The following is a 15,682-nucleotide window of genomic DNA, read 5'->3' on the forward strand; positions in this document are numbered from 1 at the left end:
GGCAAGAAGGCCGGCCTTCGATTCAGGCGGAAAGCTTCTCCCAGTCGGGCCCGGAAGCGTCACGCGCGATGCACAGCCCGCCGTCGGAGCCCGCAAACACCGGATCTTTCACCACCGTCGCACGCCCGCCGCCCAGCTCCTGTAGCGTCTTTTCCACCGCGCCGGCGAGGCCCGAGATCAAGGAGCTGCCGCCGGCAAGGATCACGTTGTTCCGCACCTTCTCCTGATATTCCGGGTCCACCCGGGAAATGAGATCGATCGCCGTCTCGCAGATCGGCGGCAGGATGCTCTCGCACGCCGCGCGCATCTCGTTCGTGATGTCCAGCTCGGTGTTCTTTCCCTTGACCGGCACGGTCACGACGACGCGGCTCGGAGGCTCGCCGACGAAGCTCCATTTCTCCTTCCAATCGCGAATCATGTGGATCGAGAACTGGGCTTCCGGGTGATGCTCGCGGATGAGCTTCGCGAGCTGCTCGTCGATCGCGTCTCCGGCGTTGGGTAACGTGCGTTGGTCCTCCTCGGTCGGGTAGCGGCCCCGCATCACGCAGAAGTCGGCCGTGCCCGCGCCGATGTCGATGATCAGGGCGTGCAGCAGAGCCTCCAGCCCGTAGGCCACGGCAAAAGGCTCCGACACCAGCATCACGCTGTCGGCGATGCCGTCCATCAACGCGCGCAGCCTCTGCTTGCTGCCGCGAAACGCCTCTGCTGGAACCCCGACCACCGCGCGGACCTTCGGCCGGCTCTTGCCCGCTTTGGGCTTGAGCCCGGCGAGGACGACCAGATGGCGCAGGATCTCGCGCACGGCCTGCTCATCCTTTTCGGAGCCTTCCTTGATCAGCCCCCTTTCGAGAGGGCGCCTGAGGTCCAGCATCGAGCGGTTCTCGAGGGCCTCGCGCCCGACGAGCAACGGTTTCTTGACCAGCTTGCGGGCGACCATGTCGACGGGCCAGCCGACATAGCTGTCAACGACGTGGCGCTGGCCGTTGGACGCCGAAATGGAGCTCCGGGAGGTGCCGAGGTCTATGCCGACGCAAAGCGTGTCCGTGTTCTCTTCCATAGCTCCTAGCCGCCTTTTTTGGCCGAGCCGTTGAGGCCGTCGGCGTACGCGCGGATGCCGCGCAGCAACGCCTGAGCGATCTTTTCCTGATAGTCGGGGTTTGTCAACAACCGGACGTCGTCCTCGTTCGCCAGCGAGGCCACCTCGACGAGGATCGCCGGCATCTGCGTGCCGATCAGCACGACGAACGGCGCCTTTTTCACTCCGCGATTGTCGAGGCCGGGATTGGACTCGCGAAGGGCGTGGTAGAGCTCCGCGTGGATCGTTTCGGCGAGTCTGCGGGACTCATCGCGGCGAGCGTGCATGTAAACTTTCTCCAGAAGCTCGCGATAGTCGGCGAGCGAATAGCCCGACTCGCGATTCTCGATTCCGGCAAGCCTCATTGCCGCCGGATCGTCGGTCGGCCCGACGTAATACGTTTCCAGAGGACGGAGCTCGCGCTGCTCCATCCAGTTGACGTGGATCGAGACGAAGAGGTCCGCACGGCTGGCGTTGGCGAACGCGACCCGCTTGTCGAGCGGGAGCGTCTGATCGCCCTCGCGCGTGAGGATCGCCTGAAACGAGGCCTGCTCCAGAAGCCGTCTCAGCCTGAGCGCGATCTCGAGGGTCAGGTGCTTCTCCGATACGCCGGACTGGGAAATCGCGCCGTGCTGGCGTCCGCCGTGGCCAGGATCGACGACGATCCGGCGCACGGAAAGCGGCAGGACCGCGCGGTGCAATGCCTGGGGCGGAGAAACCGGAAGCTCCGGCTCGACGGCCTCGGCCGGCGCCACGCCCTCGGCCGGCCCGGGCGCCGTCGCGACCTCAGGTGTCTCGAGGCCCGGGCTGGGGGAAGTCGCCTCAGATACGACCGGCGCGGGCGAGTAAAGGTAGCCGAGACCGGCGGCCAGGAAGCAGCCCCACAAGCACACGGGCAACAAGCGCCTGGCGCGCCCGGTGCGCCGCGCTTGGAGGGGCCTTGCCAACTCCAGGTTCCGCTCGATCGCTTCGCGGATCAAGCGAGCTTTCGTGCGTTCGAGCGTTTCCATGCCTCGTGCGGCCGAGTTGAGCCTGCGGAAGTTTCAAAACGTAACTCCGGCCGTTTTCCCTGTCAACAATTTTTCGCGGCGCGGCGAAAAGGGCGGCACTTCGCTCAGTTCTTCTGGTCCGCCCGTCGCCGCGCGAGCACGCTGTGATGGCGGCCGTAGCCGAAGTAGACACCGAGACCGAGGAGCAGCCAGACGAAAAGACGCAGCCAGTTCTCCCCGGGCAGGGAAAACATCAGCAGCAGGCAAAAACCGATGCCGAGGATCGGAACCACGGGAACCCACGGGCAGCGAAAAGGTCGCGCGATCTCGGGATGACGGCGGCGCATGATGAGCACCGCCGCGCAGACGATCGTGAACGCCAGCAGGGTTCCGATGTTGACCAGCTCCGCGAGGACGCGCAGGGGCAGCAAGGAAGACATGAGACCGACGACGGCGCCGGTGAGCAGCGTGGATTTCCAGGGGGTGCGGAAGCGGGGATGCACCGCCCCGAAAAACCCCTGCGGGAGCAGCCCGTCGCGCGCCATCGCGAACATGATGCGGGGCTGGCTGAGCATCAGCACCATCAAGACCGAGGTGATGCCCGTGAGCGCGCCGAGTGAAACTATGAAATGCACCCAGGGCAGGCCGACCCGGCTGAACGCGTCGCCGAGCGGGGCATCGATATTGATTTCCCGGTAGGGCACCATGCCGGTCAGCACTGCGGCGACTCCGATGTAGAGGACCGTGCAGACGGCGAGCGAAGCGACAATGCCGATCGGGACGTCGCGGGCCGGGTTGCGAGCCTCTTCGGCGTGCGTCGAGACCGAATCGAATCCGATGTAGGCGTAAAACGCTATCCCGGCGCCGGCCATCACGCCGAGCGGCTCTCCGCCGGGCCCGTGTTGCCCCAGCACGGTTTTGCCGAAAAAGCTGATCCCGGAGTAGCCGTAGGGCGCAAACGGCGTCCAGTTTTCCGGGACGACATAGAACGCGCCGACGGCGATGATCAGGAGGACCACGGAAAGCTTGATCGCCACCATCACGGCGTTGAACGCGGCGCTCTGGCGGATCCCGATGACCAGGATGGCGGTGAGCGCGGCGGTGATCGCCAGCGCGGGCAGGTCGAGGAGCGTTCCAGTGGCGACGAAAGCTCCCGTGGCGGGATCGTAGTCGAACGGCGCGCGCGCGACGGCCGGCGGGACGCGCAGGCCGAAGATCTTCAGAAAGTCCGCGAAGTAATGCGACCAGCCGTGCGCCACGCTCGCGGCGCCGACGCCGTACTCCAACAGCAGGTCCCACCCGATGATCCAGGCGAGCAGCTCTCCGAGCGTGGCATAGGCGTAGGTGTAAGCCGAACCGGCGACGGGGACCATGGAGGCGAACTCGGCGTAGCAGAGGGCGGCGAAGGCGCAGGCGGCGCCCGCAATCACGAAAGAGAGCATGGTCGCTGCGCCCGCCTTGTCCCGGGCGACCAGACCGATCACGACAAAAATACCCGCGCCGATGATCGCGCCGACCCCGAGGTTGGTGAGCTGGAGCGGGCCGAGGGCGCGGCGCAAACCCGTCGTCGCGCTCATCTCCCGAAGGAGGATCCCGATCGGCTTCCTGGCGAACAGCGTACCGGGCATCCTAGCTGAATAGCCGAAGTCTCCGGGCACTTCAAGGTTTTCGCGCGCTGGACGGCCCCGCTCCGCCGTGCTATACGCGGAAAAACCGCAACCGGCCGGCAACACGCCCGTTTCCTGCCGTCAAGGGAGCGCTACGCTGAGTCCGACGACGACCAAGCCCGAAGGGGCCGAGCCCCGAGCGTCCCGCCCTTCCGCCCTGTTCTCCAAGCGGTTCCGGATCGCCGGGCTGGAAGCGCTTGCCTTTCGCGACTTCCGCCTGCTGTGGTTCGGTCATTGCTTCGCGTCGACGGCGTTCTGGATGGACCAGGTGACGCGTGGCTGGCTGATCTACGAGCTCACCAATTCCGCGCTCCAGCTCGGCCTGGTGCGCGGAATCCAGGCGATCCCGACGCTCCTGCTCTCCCCGCTGGCGGGGAGCCTCGCCGACCGCTACTCGCGCAAGGCCCAGATCGTTCTCGCTCAGGTCGCCGACGGGCTCATGTTCGCGGCCCTGGCGGCGTTGATCGTGACCGAGCGGATCGAGGTGTGGCACGTCTACGCGACCGCATTCGGCATGGCGGCCGTTCAGACTTTCCAGCAGCCGGCGCGCGGCGCGATCGTCGCGGACGCCGTGCCGCCGAGCCGGCTGACCAACGCCATCGGGCTCAACTCCATCGTTTTTAATGTCGCCCGCAGTACCGGTCCGGCGCTGGCTGGCATCCTGATCTCGAGGTTCGGGACCGGCGGGTGCTACGCGGTGCAGGCGGCGTTCTACATCCTGGCGACGTTCTGGACGGCGCGCTTGCAGGCGGCGGGCCGGCCGGCCCCCGGCCGTCACGGCGCGGGCGCTCCTTCCCCCACGCTGGGACGCAGCATCATCGAGGGGTGGCAGTTCAGCTGGCGGACCTTCAGTGTTCGCACGGCCCTGCTCGTGGTGATGTTCGCCTCGTTGTTCATCGTTCCCTTCACCACGCTGTTGCCGGTTTTCGCCCGCGACCTTCTCGGGGTGGGGGCGACCGGGCAGGGCTTGCTGCTGACGGCGATGGGAATCGGAGCGCTCGGCAGCGCCATGATGATCGCTTTTGTCGGCGACCGTCTGCGACGGGGGCTTTTCATGCTCGCGGGGGTGGCCCTCTACGGCGTGAGCGTCGTCGCCTTCTCCGTTTCTCCGTGGTTCTGGGCTTCCATGGCGTTGATGGTGATCGTGGGATTCGCCAACGTCTGCTCGCACGCGCTGGTGCAGACGGTGATCCAGAGCTATTCACCTTCCGAGTTTCGCGGCCGGACCATGGCCGTGTTCCACATGAGCGGTGTGGTGTTGACCGTGGGCAGCATGCTGATCGGCGTGCTGGCGACGCTGCTCGGCCCGCGCTGGGCCGTGGCGCTCATGGGCGCGGCCGGCGCCGCGGCCATGGCCGCCATCCATTTCGCGCTTCCCGGAGCCCGGCACATCCGCTGAGGCGGTACCGCCGTCTCTCATCGAAGCATGCCGATTGATACCTCGTTCCGAGGTCCCGCTCCATCGTCCTTGCTGCGAAAAGAGCGGCCATCGCGTCCCGCGTCGGCCGCAACCGGAGGTCCAGGTTCATTCCACGAAGCGGTGGACGAGAAGAGCCGCCGCGAGGGCCACGGTCAGATGGAAGAAGACCAGCACGGAGCCGATCCAGCGACGATTGCGCCGCTCCGCAGCGCTCTCGCTGTCGCCCCGGTCGACGACGAGAGCCGTCGCGAGCTTTACCAGTCCGACGATGAGCGGCGGAAAGACCGCGAAAAGGAAGCCGGGCGCGAGCAGCTCGGGACGCGACAGAAGATGGGAGATGAACCGGCGCAAGTCGGCGCCGGGGCGGAAGGTGAAATAGGCTCGCGCGATCCACAGCACGACGAACAGGCAGGACAGCACCTGAGACATCGCCACCCCGGAATAAGGCTCCGGAGGGCCCGAGCGACCGCTCGTCGCCCAGTGCTGGCTCTTGCCCGCCTCGCCGACCAGGAAAAGGCTTACGGACCAGAGGAGCAAGGCCACCAGGAGCAGGATGAAGCTTCCCATCGCGTCGGTTCCGCTCGGCGCGTCTTCCTCGAGAGCCGATCTTCGTCGGGAGGCGTGGGTTCTCAGCGGCTGCGTCCGACGCTGGACGCGGTTCGCCAGCGCCTTTTTCGCGCGCCGTAGCCTCCTTCTTCCGTGCCGCCCTCGACCGGGGGCGCGCCGACCCAGCCTCCGGCGGAAACGTCGATCACCTGTCCATCAGGCCCGAGGCATTTCACCTCGTAATAGGAGCGGCGGCCCGGGTCCGTGGGCGGGGTCTCATCCCCTTCGGCGAGCGTGGTGCCGCCGCTTCGGCGGATGCGATCGAGGGCCGCCTCGAGGTCGTCCACCTGGAAGCCCAGGTGATCGAGGCCCAGACGCAGCGGCTCGCCATCGGCGCCGGCCTGAAAGCCGAGAACGGCGACGTTGAGGTAGCCGTCGGTCAGATAAACGCCGTTGCGGCCCAGCCCGACTTCCCTGAGACCGAACGCCGCCTTGTAGAACGCCGCGGTTTTCTCGACGTCCCGCGTTCGGATCGCGATGTGTTTGATCTTCGCCATGCCTGCCTCCTGTCGCCGCAGCGGGCGAGCTTTCGCCTGCGCCCGCGGTCACAGGTAACTTGCGCGCGCGGCCCGGCGCTCATTCCAGGCCGGCCAGCGCTTGTCGGTAGAAGCGCTCGTCGACGTATTTCTGCGGGCCCGGCAGCGGCGCCTTCATCAGGCCGGCGGTCTGGCGCAGCTCGAGGACCGTACGAATCCCGTCGAAATCTATCCGGCCGCGCGGCGTCAGCCCGAAACGAGCGCTAGTGGTCTCTTCGTAGGCTTCCTCCGCCCGCGCCCGCTTGTTGCCGCATTCCGGCAGCAGCAGCGCGACCACCTCTTCTTTGTTCCCGGCGGCCATCGCCCAGTCGGTCGCGCGAATCATCGCGCGAATAAAGCGTACCAGCAGCTCCTCATGGCGCTCCGCCCACTCGCGGCGCGTCGCTCCCAACCCTCTGGCGTAGTGAGGCACGTGGTCTTCGGCGCGCGCGAGAATTTTGAAGCCGAGGTTCCGGATGTCGTCATCGGCCATCCCGACCATCGCGGCCGACGCCTCGCCGCGCGCGAGCGCTGCCACGCGCCTGGGCGTGTTGCCGAAGGCTTTGAAGCCATAATCGCGATGCGGCTCGAGGCCGTGCTTCTTGAGAATGGCGATGCCGATGATGGCGTACCCGGTCGTGGGCGCGTCGACGGCGAAGACTTTGCCGCGGAGATCGGCGAAGTCGTCGATTCCCGCCGCGGCCACCAGCCGTTGCTTCACTCCCTGGAGCCCGCCCATGAAGATGACGAAATCGTTCGGCTCGGGATCCTCGCCCTGGCCTTCGGCCCAGGCGATGACGTTGTCGGCGTTGTTGAGAATGAGATCGTAGCGCCCGTTGATGAGGTTGCGGAGCAGCGTCGGCGAATCCGTCACCGTGTTCAGTTCCACCCGGATCCCCTCCGCTCTGAGAAATCCTCTGGCTTCGGCGGCGAGAATCGCCGCGTCCTTGTTGAACAGTCCGATTCGGATCAGGTCTTCAGCCATGGGGCCTCCGCAGGGTCCGGGCGAGCCGGCACTCGAGTTCGCCGGCAATTTCCCACTTCGGACGCCGGTTTGTCAAATTTGGCGGTCACGATCGATTCCGCCTGTGCGGCGCGGTCGGTCTTCGGCGGCGGCTCGATGACGGTTGGGGTTCCATGCGGGCAGAAACTACGGTTCGGAGCCGAGGCCAGGGAGGTAGTCTTCAAGCCTGATCCGCTGCATCACCTCCTCCGGGACCTTCAGCTCGGGCGGAAAACCTTCGAGCGGCTTGGTTGCGTCGAGGCCCATTTTGGCGTTGACACCGCCGGGCCCGGCGGAAGGGTCCAGCTCGCTTCCCTGGGCGTTGGCGATCACCACCAGGTCGCGGTCCGCCTGAAAACGATTGGCAACCGCCCACAGCACCCGTTCTTCGTCGAACACGTCGATGTCCTCGTCGACGACCACGACGTGCTTGAGCAGCATGTCGGCCGCCAGCGCGGCGCAGATGGCGTTCTTCGCCTGGCCGGGGGCCCGCTTGGCGATCGAGATGTACGCGTGGAATCGACAGTTGCCCGAGACCGGCATGCAGACGTCCTTGACCGTCGGCACGGCCTGGCGCACCGCCCGGAGCAGCGCCGCCTCGCGCGGCACGGCTCCCATCAGCTTATGCTCCGTAAAACCCGCGTGGATGTCCTGGAAAATGTAATTTCTCCGATGCGTGACGGCGGTGACCTCGATCACCTGCCGCTCGTCCGACTCGACGGCGTGACCGGTGAACTCGCCGAAGGGTCCCTCGGAACGGCGCACGTGGGGCAGAATCCGTCCCTCGATGATCATCTCCGCGTCGGCCGGCACGAGGAGCGGGACGGTTCGACCGCGCACGAGGCGAAGCGGCTCGTTCATGATGCCGCCGATCACCGCGTATTCGTCCTGGTCGGCCGGCGTGAGCGCCTGGGCCCCGAGCGAGAACAGGGGATGGACCCCGATCACGATCGCGACCGGCAGCGGCTCGCCGCGGCTCTCCGCGCGGTGGTGCAGGGTCCAGAGGTGGCGGCCCACCGCCATGAAGATCCGCAGCTCCCGCCTTCCCGCGAGCATCAGGCGGTTGTAGCTGGTGTTTCGAACTCCGCTCTCGGGATCGGCGGCCACCACGATTCCGGCGGTAATGTAAGGCGCCGCGTTGACGTCGTAGTGGGTCAACACCGGGACGCCGTTGAGATCGACCTCGTCGCCGACCCGGACGACCTCGTGGACCGGGGCGTCGCCGATTTCCACCGGGGCGATCGGGCGTGACTGCCGCTCGGCGAACACGCGGGCCAGATTCCCGGGGCTGGTCTCCAGCGCAAACGCCATCAGCGCGCGGCTCGCCTGAGCGTTGATCAGCACGGGGGCGTCCGCGCCCTGGACGTTTTCGAACAACAGCACCGGGAACCGCTTTCGCCGCTCGAGGTGCGCGAGGATCGCGGAAATTTCGTAACGGGGCGAAATCGCCTTCGAGACGCGGACGACGCTCGCCGGCGAGGCGGCCTCCAGCCGGGCGACGAAGCTGCGCAGATCCTTGGCCATAGGGCCCTTATAAACGGAGTCCCGGCGGGAAGCAAAGCCGGCGGCGCCTCCGGAGCCGAAGGCCCGTCACGGAGAGACGCCGGGGCGCGCCCTGGCATCCGTCCGGCGAGAGCCCGGCTCGAGGCGCCCCGTTACAGGTTGTAAAGCGCGCGCGGGTTGTCTTCGAGGATCTTCTTCTTGGCGGCTTCGTCGACCGCCGGGTTTCCGCGGAACACTTCGATGGCATCCACCTGACTCGAAGCGTCGGTGTGACCGTAGTCGGTGCCGATGACGATGTTGTCCTCGCCGGCATATTTCAGGACGTAGGAAAAGTCGTCGTCGGTCTGCGCGCTGATGTAGATCTTGAATTCACGGCAAGGATTCTTCGGAAACCCCTTGGCGCCGGAGCGGCGGATGGCCTCGTTCACCACCCAGGGTACCCACTGGGCCGAGGCCTCGATGAAGCCCCAACGCAGCCGCGGAAACAGCTTGGGGACGTCGCTCATCATCAACGACAGGCAGGTCACGACCGTCGGGATCCTGAACTGAGCGAAGCCGCCCATGCGGTCGTAACGCGGCTTGAAGTAATCCAGGAGCACCGGACTGCCGTTGGCGATGTGGATCGCCACCGCGAGGTCCAGGCGGGCCGCCTCTTCGTAGATCGGATAGAAATAGGGCTCCACCAGGTGCTTCTCGTACTCGAAAGGGCGGAGGCTCACGGCCACCGCGCCGTTTTCCCTGGCGAAACGCATCTGCCGGAGCGCTTCCGGAATCGTCATGGCCGGGACCACGCACGACCAGCGCAGACGACCGCGGCCTTGCCTCCAGATGTCCGCCATCCAGCGGTTCCACGCGCCGCACAGGGCGATCTCCGCTTCGGGCCTGTCGGCGACCCGGGCGATCCACAGCGTGTTGAAGAGGACCTGCACATCGATGCCGAGCTCGTCCATGTGCTTCAGGCGAAGCTCGACATCGCGCAGCTCGCGGGCTTCCGCGGCGGTTTCGAGCGTGCGCCCGGTTTCTCTGGACAGCTCTTCAAGCTCTCTTTCGCTCAACGTGGGGTTGCGAAAGCCGATGACTTTGCCGTCGAGAAACCAGTACTGGGCGTTGGGGTTCTCGGGCGACTGGAAGAGCTGCGGCCGATACTTTACGTCGGAGCCCTCGAGATAGCTCCAGGTCTGCGTCGTCTCCACCACGTGCGCGTCCGCGTCGATGATCATGCTCTTCGCTCCTCCGGGCGTTCGGCACCCTGGCAGAAGGGCGCTCGCCTCCATTAGTTATTCGAAGACCCGATGGGCGTCAAGCTGAAGCGAACGCCGGCGAGATTCGCGACCATGCGGACATCGCATCCCCGCGGCTCGCGGCCGGGAGCAGGGACCTTCGTGCATGCTTGCGGCCCCACCGTTGTCCGTCGGAGCCGGTTTTGATAAAAGGCTTCTAGCTTCGATGAGGTCGCAACGGACGGCTCGAACGGGGCCATGAAAACGGAGCGTGAACGATGAGCGAAGGGTCGAGCGCGCCGCAGTGGCGCTACGGCGACTTGCGCGAATGGATGCGCGAGGCCGAGAAGCTCGGCGAGCTGAGAACGGTTCGCGGAGCTTCGTGGCAGGAGGAGATCGGCCTCGCCGCCGACGTGGTGGTCCCGCGCGACGACGCGCCCGCCGTCGTGTTCGACGAGGTTCCCGGATGTCCGAGAGGGTTTCGGCTGCTGGTCAACGTGTTCGGCGGGCGGCGGCGCAACATGACGCTCGGATTTCCCGACCACCTGACCAAGCAGGAGCTGAGCGAAGCCTACTTCGAGCACTACCAGAAAAATCCACGGTACATCGCCCCGGAGTTCGTCGAGGACGGGCCGGTGCTCGAAAACGTGCTGACCGGCGAGGACGTCGACGTCGAAAAATTTCCGGCGCCGATCTGGCACGTTCACGACGGCGGGCGCTACATCGGCACCGGGGGATATTCGGTCACGATGGACCCGGACGAGCGGTGGATCAACGTCGGCTGCTACCGCGCCATGATCCACGATCGCAGGACCGTGGGCATGCTGATCGTGCCGGGCAAACACGGCTACATGCACCGGGAAAAATACTTCGGCCGCGGCCAGCGGATGCCGCTGGCGCTGGTCGTGGGCGGCGACCCGGTCCTGTTTTTCATGGCGGGTACCGAGCACCCTTACGGGGTGTGCGAATTCGACATCGCCGGCGGAATGCGCGGCCGGCCGGTCAAGCTCGTGCGCGGCCGGGTGACCGGTTTGCCGTTTCCGGCCGATGCCGAGGTCGTGCTCGAAGGGTTCGTGAGTCAGGAGGACCGGAGGCGGGAAGGGCCGTTCGGGGAGTGGACCGGCTACTACGCGGGAGGCGCGAGCCCGCAGCCGGTCCTGCACGTGGAAGCGATCTATCACCGCAACGATCCGGTGCTGCTCGGCGTGCCTCCGCTCGGGGGCGGATCGGACGAGATGGCGCGCTACCGCGCGGTGATCCGCTCGGCGATGCTCAAGCGCGAGCTGGCGAACGCCGGGGTGCCCGACGTCAGACAGGTTTGGTGCCACGAGGTGGGCGCGTCGCGGATGCTCCACGGGATCGCCATCAAGCAGCGCTACCCCGGACAGGCGAAACAGGTCGGCGTGCTGGCGGCGAGCTGCGGCTCGACGGTTTACGGCTGCAAGTTCGTCATCGTCGTCGACGACGACGTCGACGTGTCGAACTTCGAGCAGCTCATGTGGGCCATGGCGACCCGCTGCGATCCGGCGACCTCCATGGACATCCTGCGGCGCATGCGCACGTCGCCGGCGGACCCCCGGCTGACGCCCGAGCAACGGGCGATGAAGGATCTCACCAATTCGCGGGTCGTGATCGACGCGACGCGACCCTTCGAGTGGGCCGACAAATTCCCGAGGGTCAACGCTCCCGCTCCCGAGGTCTCGCGGAAGGCGCGCGAGAAGTTCGGCTATCTCCTCGAGTAGCGGCCTTTACGCGGCGGGCATGACGCCGCCGCATCGTTTGCACGTCCGGAACTCCTCGCTCTCGAAGAAGCGCCGGTAGGCTTGCGACACCGGATCCGCGGCGTAGTCGTCGACCACGAACTCCTCTTCGTGGAGGAGAGCGTCGCACTGCGGGCAGTACCACCGGAAACGATCCACTTCGCCCGGGCGGCGCTGCCGTTCCACGATCAGGGCGAAGGCGTCGGGAGGAAAGCGCGGAGAGTGCGGCGTCCCGGCGGGCGTGTAGATCAGCGCACCCTGGCGCAGATGAGCGATCTCTTCCTTTCCGTCCGCGGTGCGGTAATGGAGCCGCATCTCCCCCTGGATCATGTACATCAGCTCGTCGCTCGGGTTGATGTGGAATTCGCTGCGGTATTCCCGGCCGCGCGCGACGAACGCCAGCGAGTCGGGCTTCTGCCAGAGAACGCTCACGCGCTGTCCGCTCTGCGCGAGGGCTTTCGCCCTCTCGGATAGATCGACGATCGGCATCCGATCCATGAGAACCTCCCGGCCCGCTCCGGCTCCCGCCTCGGCGGAAAGATCTGCTCCCCGGCCCGCTGCTTACCCGAAGCCGTACAGCCGGGCCGGATTCTCGACCAGGATTCTGTTTCTGGTCGGCTCGTCAGGCGCGAACTCGGCCAGGAGATCCACCAGGTCTCCGTCGTTGGGCGTTTTTCCCGGGGTGAAGTGGTTGGAGTGCGGCCAGTCGGTTCCCCAGAGAACCCGGTCGGGAGCGGCGGCGATCACGGCGCGGGCGTACGGGATCACATCGATGAAGGGAAGTCCGAAATAATCGTGGACACGCGTCCGGCAGAGCTTGTCCGCGCCGGTGACCTTGACCCAGAAACGGCTGTCTTTCAGCAGGTCGAGAAGCAGCTGAAAAGCCGGCTGGCTCGGTCCGGCGCCGGGATCGATGCGCGCCATGTGATCGATGACCACCGGCCCGGGAAGCGCGCGTATTCGCCGCTCGTGCGCGAGCAAGTTCCTGGGATCGATGTGGAGATCGACGGACCAGCCGATCGCGGCGGCCTTCTCGACCGCCCGCTCGAAGACGTCGAGCTCGACGTTGCCGCGCGGACGGTCCAGCAGGTTGAAGCGCACTCCGCGAATGCCGGCGTCTTTGAGGCGCTTCAGCTCGTCGTTCGCGGTCTGGTCGTCGATCCGCGCGACGCCGAGAAAGCGGCCCTCCGATTTTGCGATGGCGTCGAGGGTGACGCGGACATCGAGCCCGTGCACGCTCGGCTGGACGACCACGCCGCGCTCGACACCGATCACGCTCGCCATCAGCCGGTAGTGCTCCAGTGGCGCGGCGGGGGGCGTGTATTCGCGGGTGGCGGCGAACGGGAACTCCTCCGGCGGGCCGAAAATGTGGAAGTGGGTATCGCAGGCGCCCGGCGGCGGCCTGAAGCACGGCGTGCGAGTGTTGGGGTCCGGCGGCATGCAGTAGCGCATCGTCGCGGCGCTCCGGCTACAAGCCCATCTGGCGGAGCACGGCCCGAGCCAGAGGGTCCTCGGGGTCGGCCATGCGGTCGGAAACCGTGTAATGGTTAGCTCCGGGAACGACGAGAAACTCCGCCGCAACGCCCCGGTTTCTGCAGAATTCAAAATAATCGAGCGACATCTGCCGCCAGCCCGTGGGCTCGTCGCCGCCGACCGCCACCAGAACGGGGCAGCCGCAGCGCGGCGGGTTGCGGAAGGGGTCGAACTCCCGGGCGAGCTCAGGAGTCAGACGAACCTGGTCGTTCACGCTGATCCGCATTACCACCTCGAGATCATAGACGCCCGAGGTGAGCGCGGCTCCCTTGATCACATCTGCGGGCAGCCCTTCGCCCGCCCAGTCGTGGGCGAGCGCCATCGCGCCGAGGTGCGCGCCGGCGGAGTGGCCGCACACGTACAGCCTCCCCGGGTCCGCTCCATAACGCGCAACGTTGCGGAAAACCCAGGCGACCGCAGTCCGGATCTGTCGCACGATCTCGCCGATCGTGACCGACGGGCAGAGATCGTATTCCACCAGCGCCACGGTGGCTCCGCGCTCCACGAACAGGGGCACGAAGCCGCAGTGATCCTCCTTGTTGCCGCTGCGCCAGTAGCCGCCGTGAATGAAGATCAGGACGGGGCCGCCGAAGCCGGGAAAAACATCGAGCGTCTGCCGCGGGCTGTCTCCGTAGCGGACGTCGAGGTCGTGCGCGACAGAATGGCGGATGATCCGGCTCTTCTCCGAGCGCCGCTGCGCGAGTTGCGGGAATTCCGGCACCGAGACCCGTGGATTGAACTGGTACTCCAGCTCCGCCGCTCGAAAGCCCTTGTAAACCCCGCCGTCCATGCCGTTCACTTGCCGCGCTTGCACCCGTGAACCTAAAGGAAGGCTCGGGGCCTGTCAACGTGCCTTTGCGGATCCGCCGTCCGATTCTGTGTACTTTTCGCCTGTGCGCTGTCTACAAAAGGATACGCCGGGGATCCCTTTCCGGTTCCGACGCCGCCACGGAAGCCCTTCTGCCGCCGGAACTTTTCGCGCCGATACCCGTTTCGGGGGGACGCCGGTCGGATGGTATTCGATTCGCTCTGCCGCGCCTCCTTTTTTCCCTTTGCACGCCCCGAAGCGGTTCTGCTATAGATGCACGCCTGTGGGCTGATCGTGGCGAAAATGGGAGTCCGGCTGTAACCGCGGAGGACGACCGCAATGTCGTTAACGGGACAGGGGCGTCGGGTGCTGCGAAGAACGCTCCTTGTCGGCGGGCTGGCGGCATGCGTGATTGCGGACTTCCCGTGTCGAGGAATCGCTAACCCGCCGGATCCCGGAGACGTCATCGGGCCGCACAACTGGTCCAGGGTCCAGGGGCTGGTCGGAGAGAACCTGCTGAACCGGATCAGATCCGGCTACACCCTTCGCATCAAGCATCCCAGGAAATACGCCGTTCCGGCGGAATACCGGCGGGCCACGGAGACGTATTCCGGAAAGGTCGTTCTCGGGGCCGGCGGGGAGCTCGTCAACTACGTGGCCGGTCTGCCGTTTCCGAACATCGCTCCTTCGGACCCTCGGGCCGGCCTCAAGCTCGCCTGGAACTTCTACTGGCGCTGGCTCGGCGACGATTCCAAGACCGGCGGGGCGATGAGCGGCGGCAAGATCGTCCGCGTCGCGATCGAAAGGGACGGGTCGGAGCGGCGCGCCGACGTGGTTCACTATTATCTGAAGGTCCGGGGGCGGGTGAGCATTGCGAGCCGGCCCTCCTTCCACGGGTACGAGCACATCGACTGGATGCAGCTGCGCGCGGACGAATACCCGCGCGACACCTCCGGTACGACGACCCTCGAGATCCGCTACGCCCAGCCCGACCGGGAGGACGATCTCTACGTCTACGTTCCCAGCATCCGCCGGGTGCGGCGCTCGCCTCCGATCCAGCGGTGCTCGACGCTTGCGCCCAGCGAGTTCACGTTCGACGACATCAACAATTTCAACGGCAAGATCACCGACTTCAACTACCGGCTCCTCGGCGAGAAAAAGGTCCTCGGCAACTTTTTCCAGGAACACGTTCCTTTCCGTCGCAGGCCCGGGGATTACCTGCCGCTCGACGAAACGTGGGAAGTGCACGACACCTACGTTCTCGAGATCACGCCGAAAAATCCCGCTTACTGCTATGCGAAGAAAATCGTCCACATCGATAAACTCAACTACGAGGCGCTCTGGACCATGAGCTGGGACGGCAAGGGGAACTACTGGAAGGAGCAGTTTCCTTTCCTCACGCCGGTGACGCTGTCGGACGGGCAGGAGGTATTGTCGGTCGGCACCGTGGCGGTCGTCAACGTTCTCAACGGCCGCTCGACCCTCGTTACCGCAACGCGAGCCTACAATCAGGGATACCAGCCCACGCTCTTCACGCTGGCGACGCTCCAGACCGTGATGCGGGGCGGGGCGATTCGGTGACG

The 15,682-nt window shown here is 66.1% G+C and carries 14 protein-coding genes; 3 read left to right on the plus strand and 11 right to left on the minus strand.

Translation table 11 applies throughout. The features are described 5' to 3' along the window. Positions 1 to 22: 22 nt before the first annotated feature. The 3 genes from VNN77_19715 to VNN77_19725 form a co-directional block, all read right to left on the minus strand. On the minus strand, positions 23 to 1,057 hold the full coding sequence (locus VNN77_19715) for a rod shape-determining protein (GenBank protein HXG53635.1): 1,035 nt from the start codon (positions 1,055 to 1,057) through the stop codon (positions 23 to 25). Positions 1,058 to 1,062: 5 nt separating this feature from the next. After that, entirely contained in the window at positions 1,063 to 2,085 is a 1,023-nt protein-coding gene (locus VNN77_19720) for an N-acetylmuramoyl-L-alanine amidase (protein ID HXG53636.1), read from the minus strand. Between the two features lie 104 nt (positions 2,086 to 2,189). After that, positions 2,190 to 3,692 carry an amino acid permease gene (locus tag VNN77_19725; GenBank protein HXG53637.1) on the minus strand — a complete coding sequence of 501 codons (1,503 nt, stop codon included), beginning with the start codon at positions 3,690 to 3,692 and terminating at the stop codon, positions 2,190 to 2,192. A 67-nt stretch (positions 3,693 to 3,759) separates the two neighbouring features. On the opposite strand from VNN77_19725, the gene VNN77_19730 reads away from it, so the two are divergent. Next, positions 3,760 to 5,130 (plus strand): MFS transporter, encoded by a 1,371-nt coding sequence (locus tag VNN77_19730; GenBank protein HXG53638.1) that lies wholly within the window; start codon positions 3,760 to 3,762, stop codon positions 5,128 to 5,130. A gap of 126 nt (positions 5,131 to 5,256) precedes the next feature. Here VNN77_19730 and VNN77_19735 read toward each other — a convergent pair whose 3' ends face one another. The 5 genes from VNN77_19735 to VNN77_19755 form a co-directional block, all read right to left on the minus strand. After that, complete coding sequence (locus VNN77_19735; protein ID HXG53639.1) at positions 5,257 to 5,718, minus strand: hypothetical protein; 462 nt, start codon at positions 5,716 to 5,718, stop codon at positions 5,257 to 5,259. Between the two features lie 62 nt (positions 5,719 to 5,780). Then, a complete protein-coding gene (locus tag VNN77_19740; protein ID HXG53640.1) occupies positions 5,781 to 6,254 on the minus strand; it encodes a VOC family protein in 474 nt (157 codons plus the stop codon). A gap of 79 nt (positions 6,255 to 6,333) precedes the next feature. Continuing rightward, positions 6,334 to 7,257 carry an ABC transporter substrate-binding protein gene (locus tag VNN77_19745; GenBank protein ID HXG53641.1) on the minus strand — a complete coding sequence of 308 codons (924 nt, stop codon included), beginning with the start codon at positions 7,255 to 7,257 and terminating at the stop codon, positions 6,334 to 6,336. A 165-nt stretch (positions 7,258 to 7,422) separates the two neighbouring features. Next, positions 7,423 to 8,799 (minus strand): UbiD family decarboxylase, encoded by a 1,377-nt coding sequence (locus VNN77_19750; GenBank protein ID HXG53642.1) that lies wholly within the window; start codon positions 8,797 to 8,799, stop codon positions 7,423 to 7,425. A gap of 131 nt (positions 8,800 to 8,930) precedes the next feature. Then, entirely contained in the window at positions 8,931 to 9,998 is a 1,068-nt protein-coding gene (locus tag VNN77_19755) for an amidohydrolase family protein (GenBank protein HXG53643.1), read from the minus strand. Between the two features lie 278 nt (positions 9,999 to 10,276). Here VNN77_19755 and VNN77_19760 point away from each other — a divergent pair, with 278 nt between their 5' ends. After that, positions 10,277 to 11,740 (plus strand): UbiD family decarboxylase, encoded by a 1,464-nt coding sequence (locus VNN77_19760; GenBank protein ID HXG53644.1) that lies wholly within the window; start codon positions 10,277 to 10,279, stop codon positions 11,738 to 11,740. 6 nt (positions 11,741 to 11,746) lie between these two features. On the opposite strand, the gene VNN77_19765 is transcribed toward VNN77_19760, so the two are convergent. The 3 genes from VNN77_19765 to VNN77_19775 all read right to left on the minus strand — a co-directional run bounded on the left by VNN77_19765 (position 11,747) and on the right by VNN77_19775 (position 14,081). Next, complete coding sequence (locus VNN77_19765) at positions 11,747 to 12,256, minus strand: cupin domain-containing protein (GenBank protein HXG53645.1); 510 nt, start codon at positions 12,254 to 12,256, stop codon at positions 11,747 to 11,749. 63 nt (positions 12,257 to 12,319) lie between these two features. Beyond that, the gene (locus tag VNN77_19770; GenBank protein HXG53646.1) at positions 12,320 to 13,210 is read right to left on the minus strand and encodes an amidohydrolase family protein; all 891 of its coding nucleotides are present in this window, start codon (positions 13,208 to 13,210) and stop codon (positions 12,320 to 12,322) included. Between the two features lie 16 nt (positions 13,211 to 13,226). Then, positions 13,227 to 14,081: an alpha/beta hydrolase gene (locus VNN77_19775; protein HXG53647.1), complete on the minus strand. Its 855-nt coding sequence runs from the start codon at positions 14,079 to 14,081 to the stop codon at positions 13,227 to 13,229. Between the two features lie 357 nt (positions 14,082 to 14,438). On the opposite strand from VNN77_19775, the gene VNN77_19780 reads away from it, so the two are divergent. Next, positions 14,439 to 15,680: a DUF1329 domain-containing protein gene (locus VNN77_19780; GenBank protein ID HXG53648.1), complete on the plus strand. Its 1,242-nt coding sequence runs from the start codon at positions 14,439 to 14,441 to the stop codon at positions 15,678 to 15,680. The last annotated feature ends 2 nt before the right edge of the window (positions 15,681 to 15,682 follow it).

The sequence above is a fragment of the Candidatus Zixiibacteriota bacterium genome (assembly GCA_035574315.1).
Lineage (GTDB): Bacteria > Desulfobacterota > Binatia > UBA9968 > UBA9968 > DATLYW01.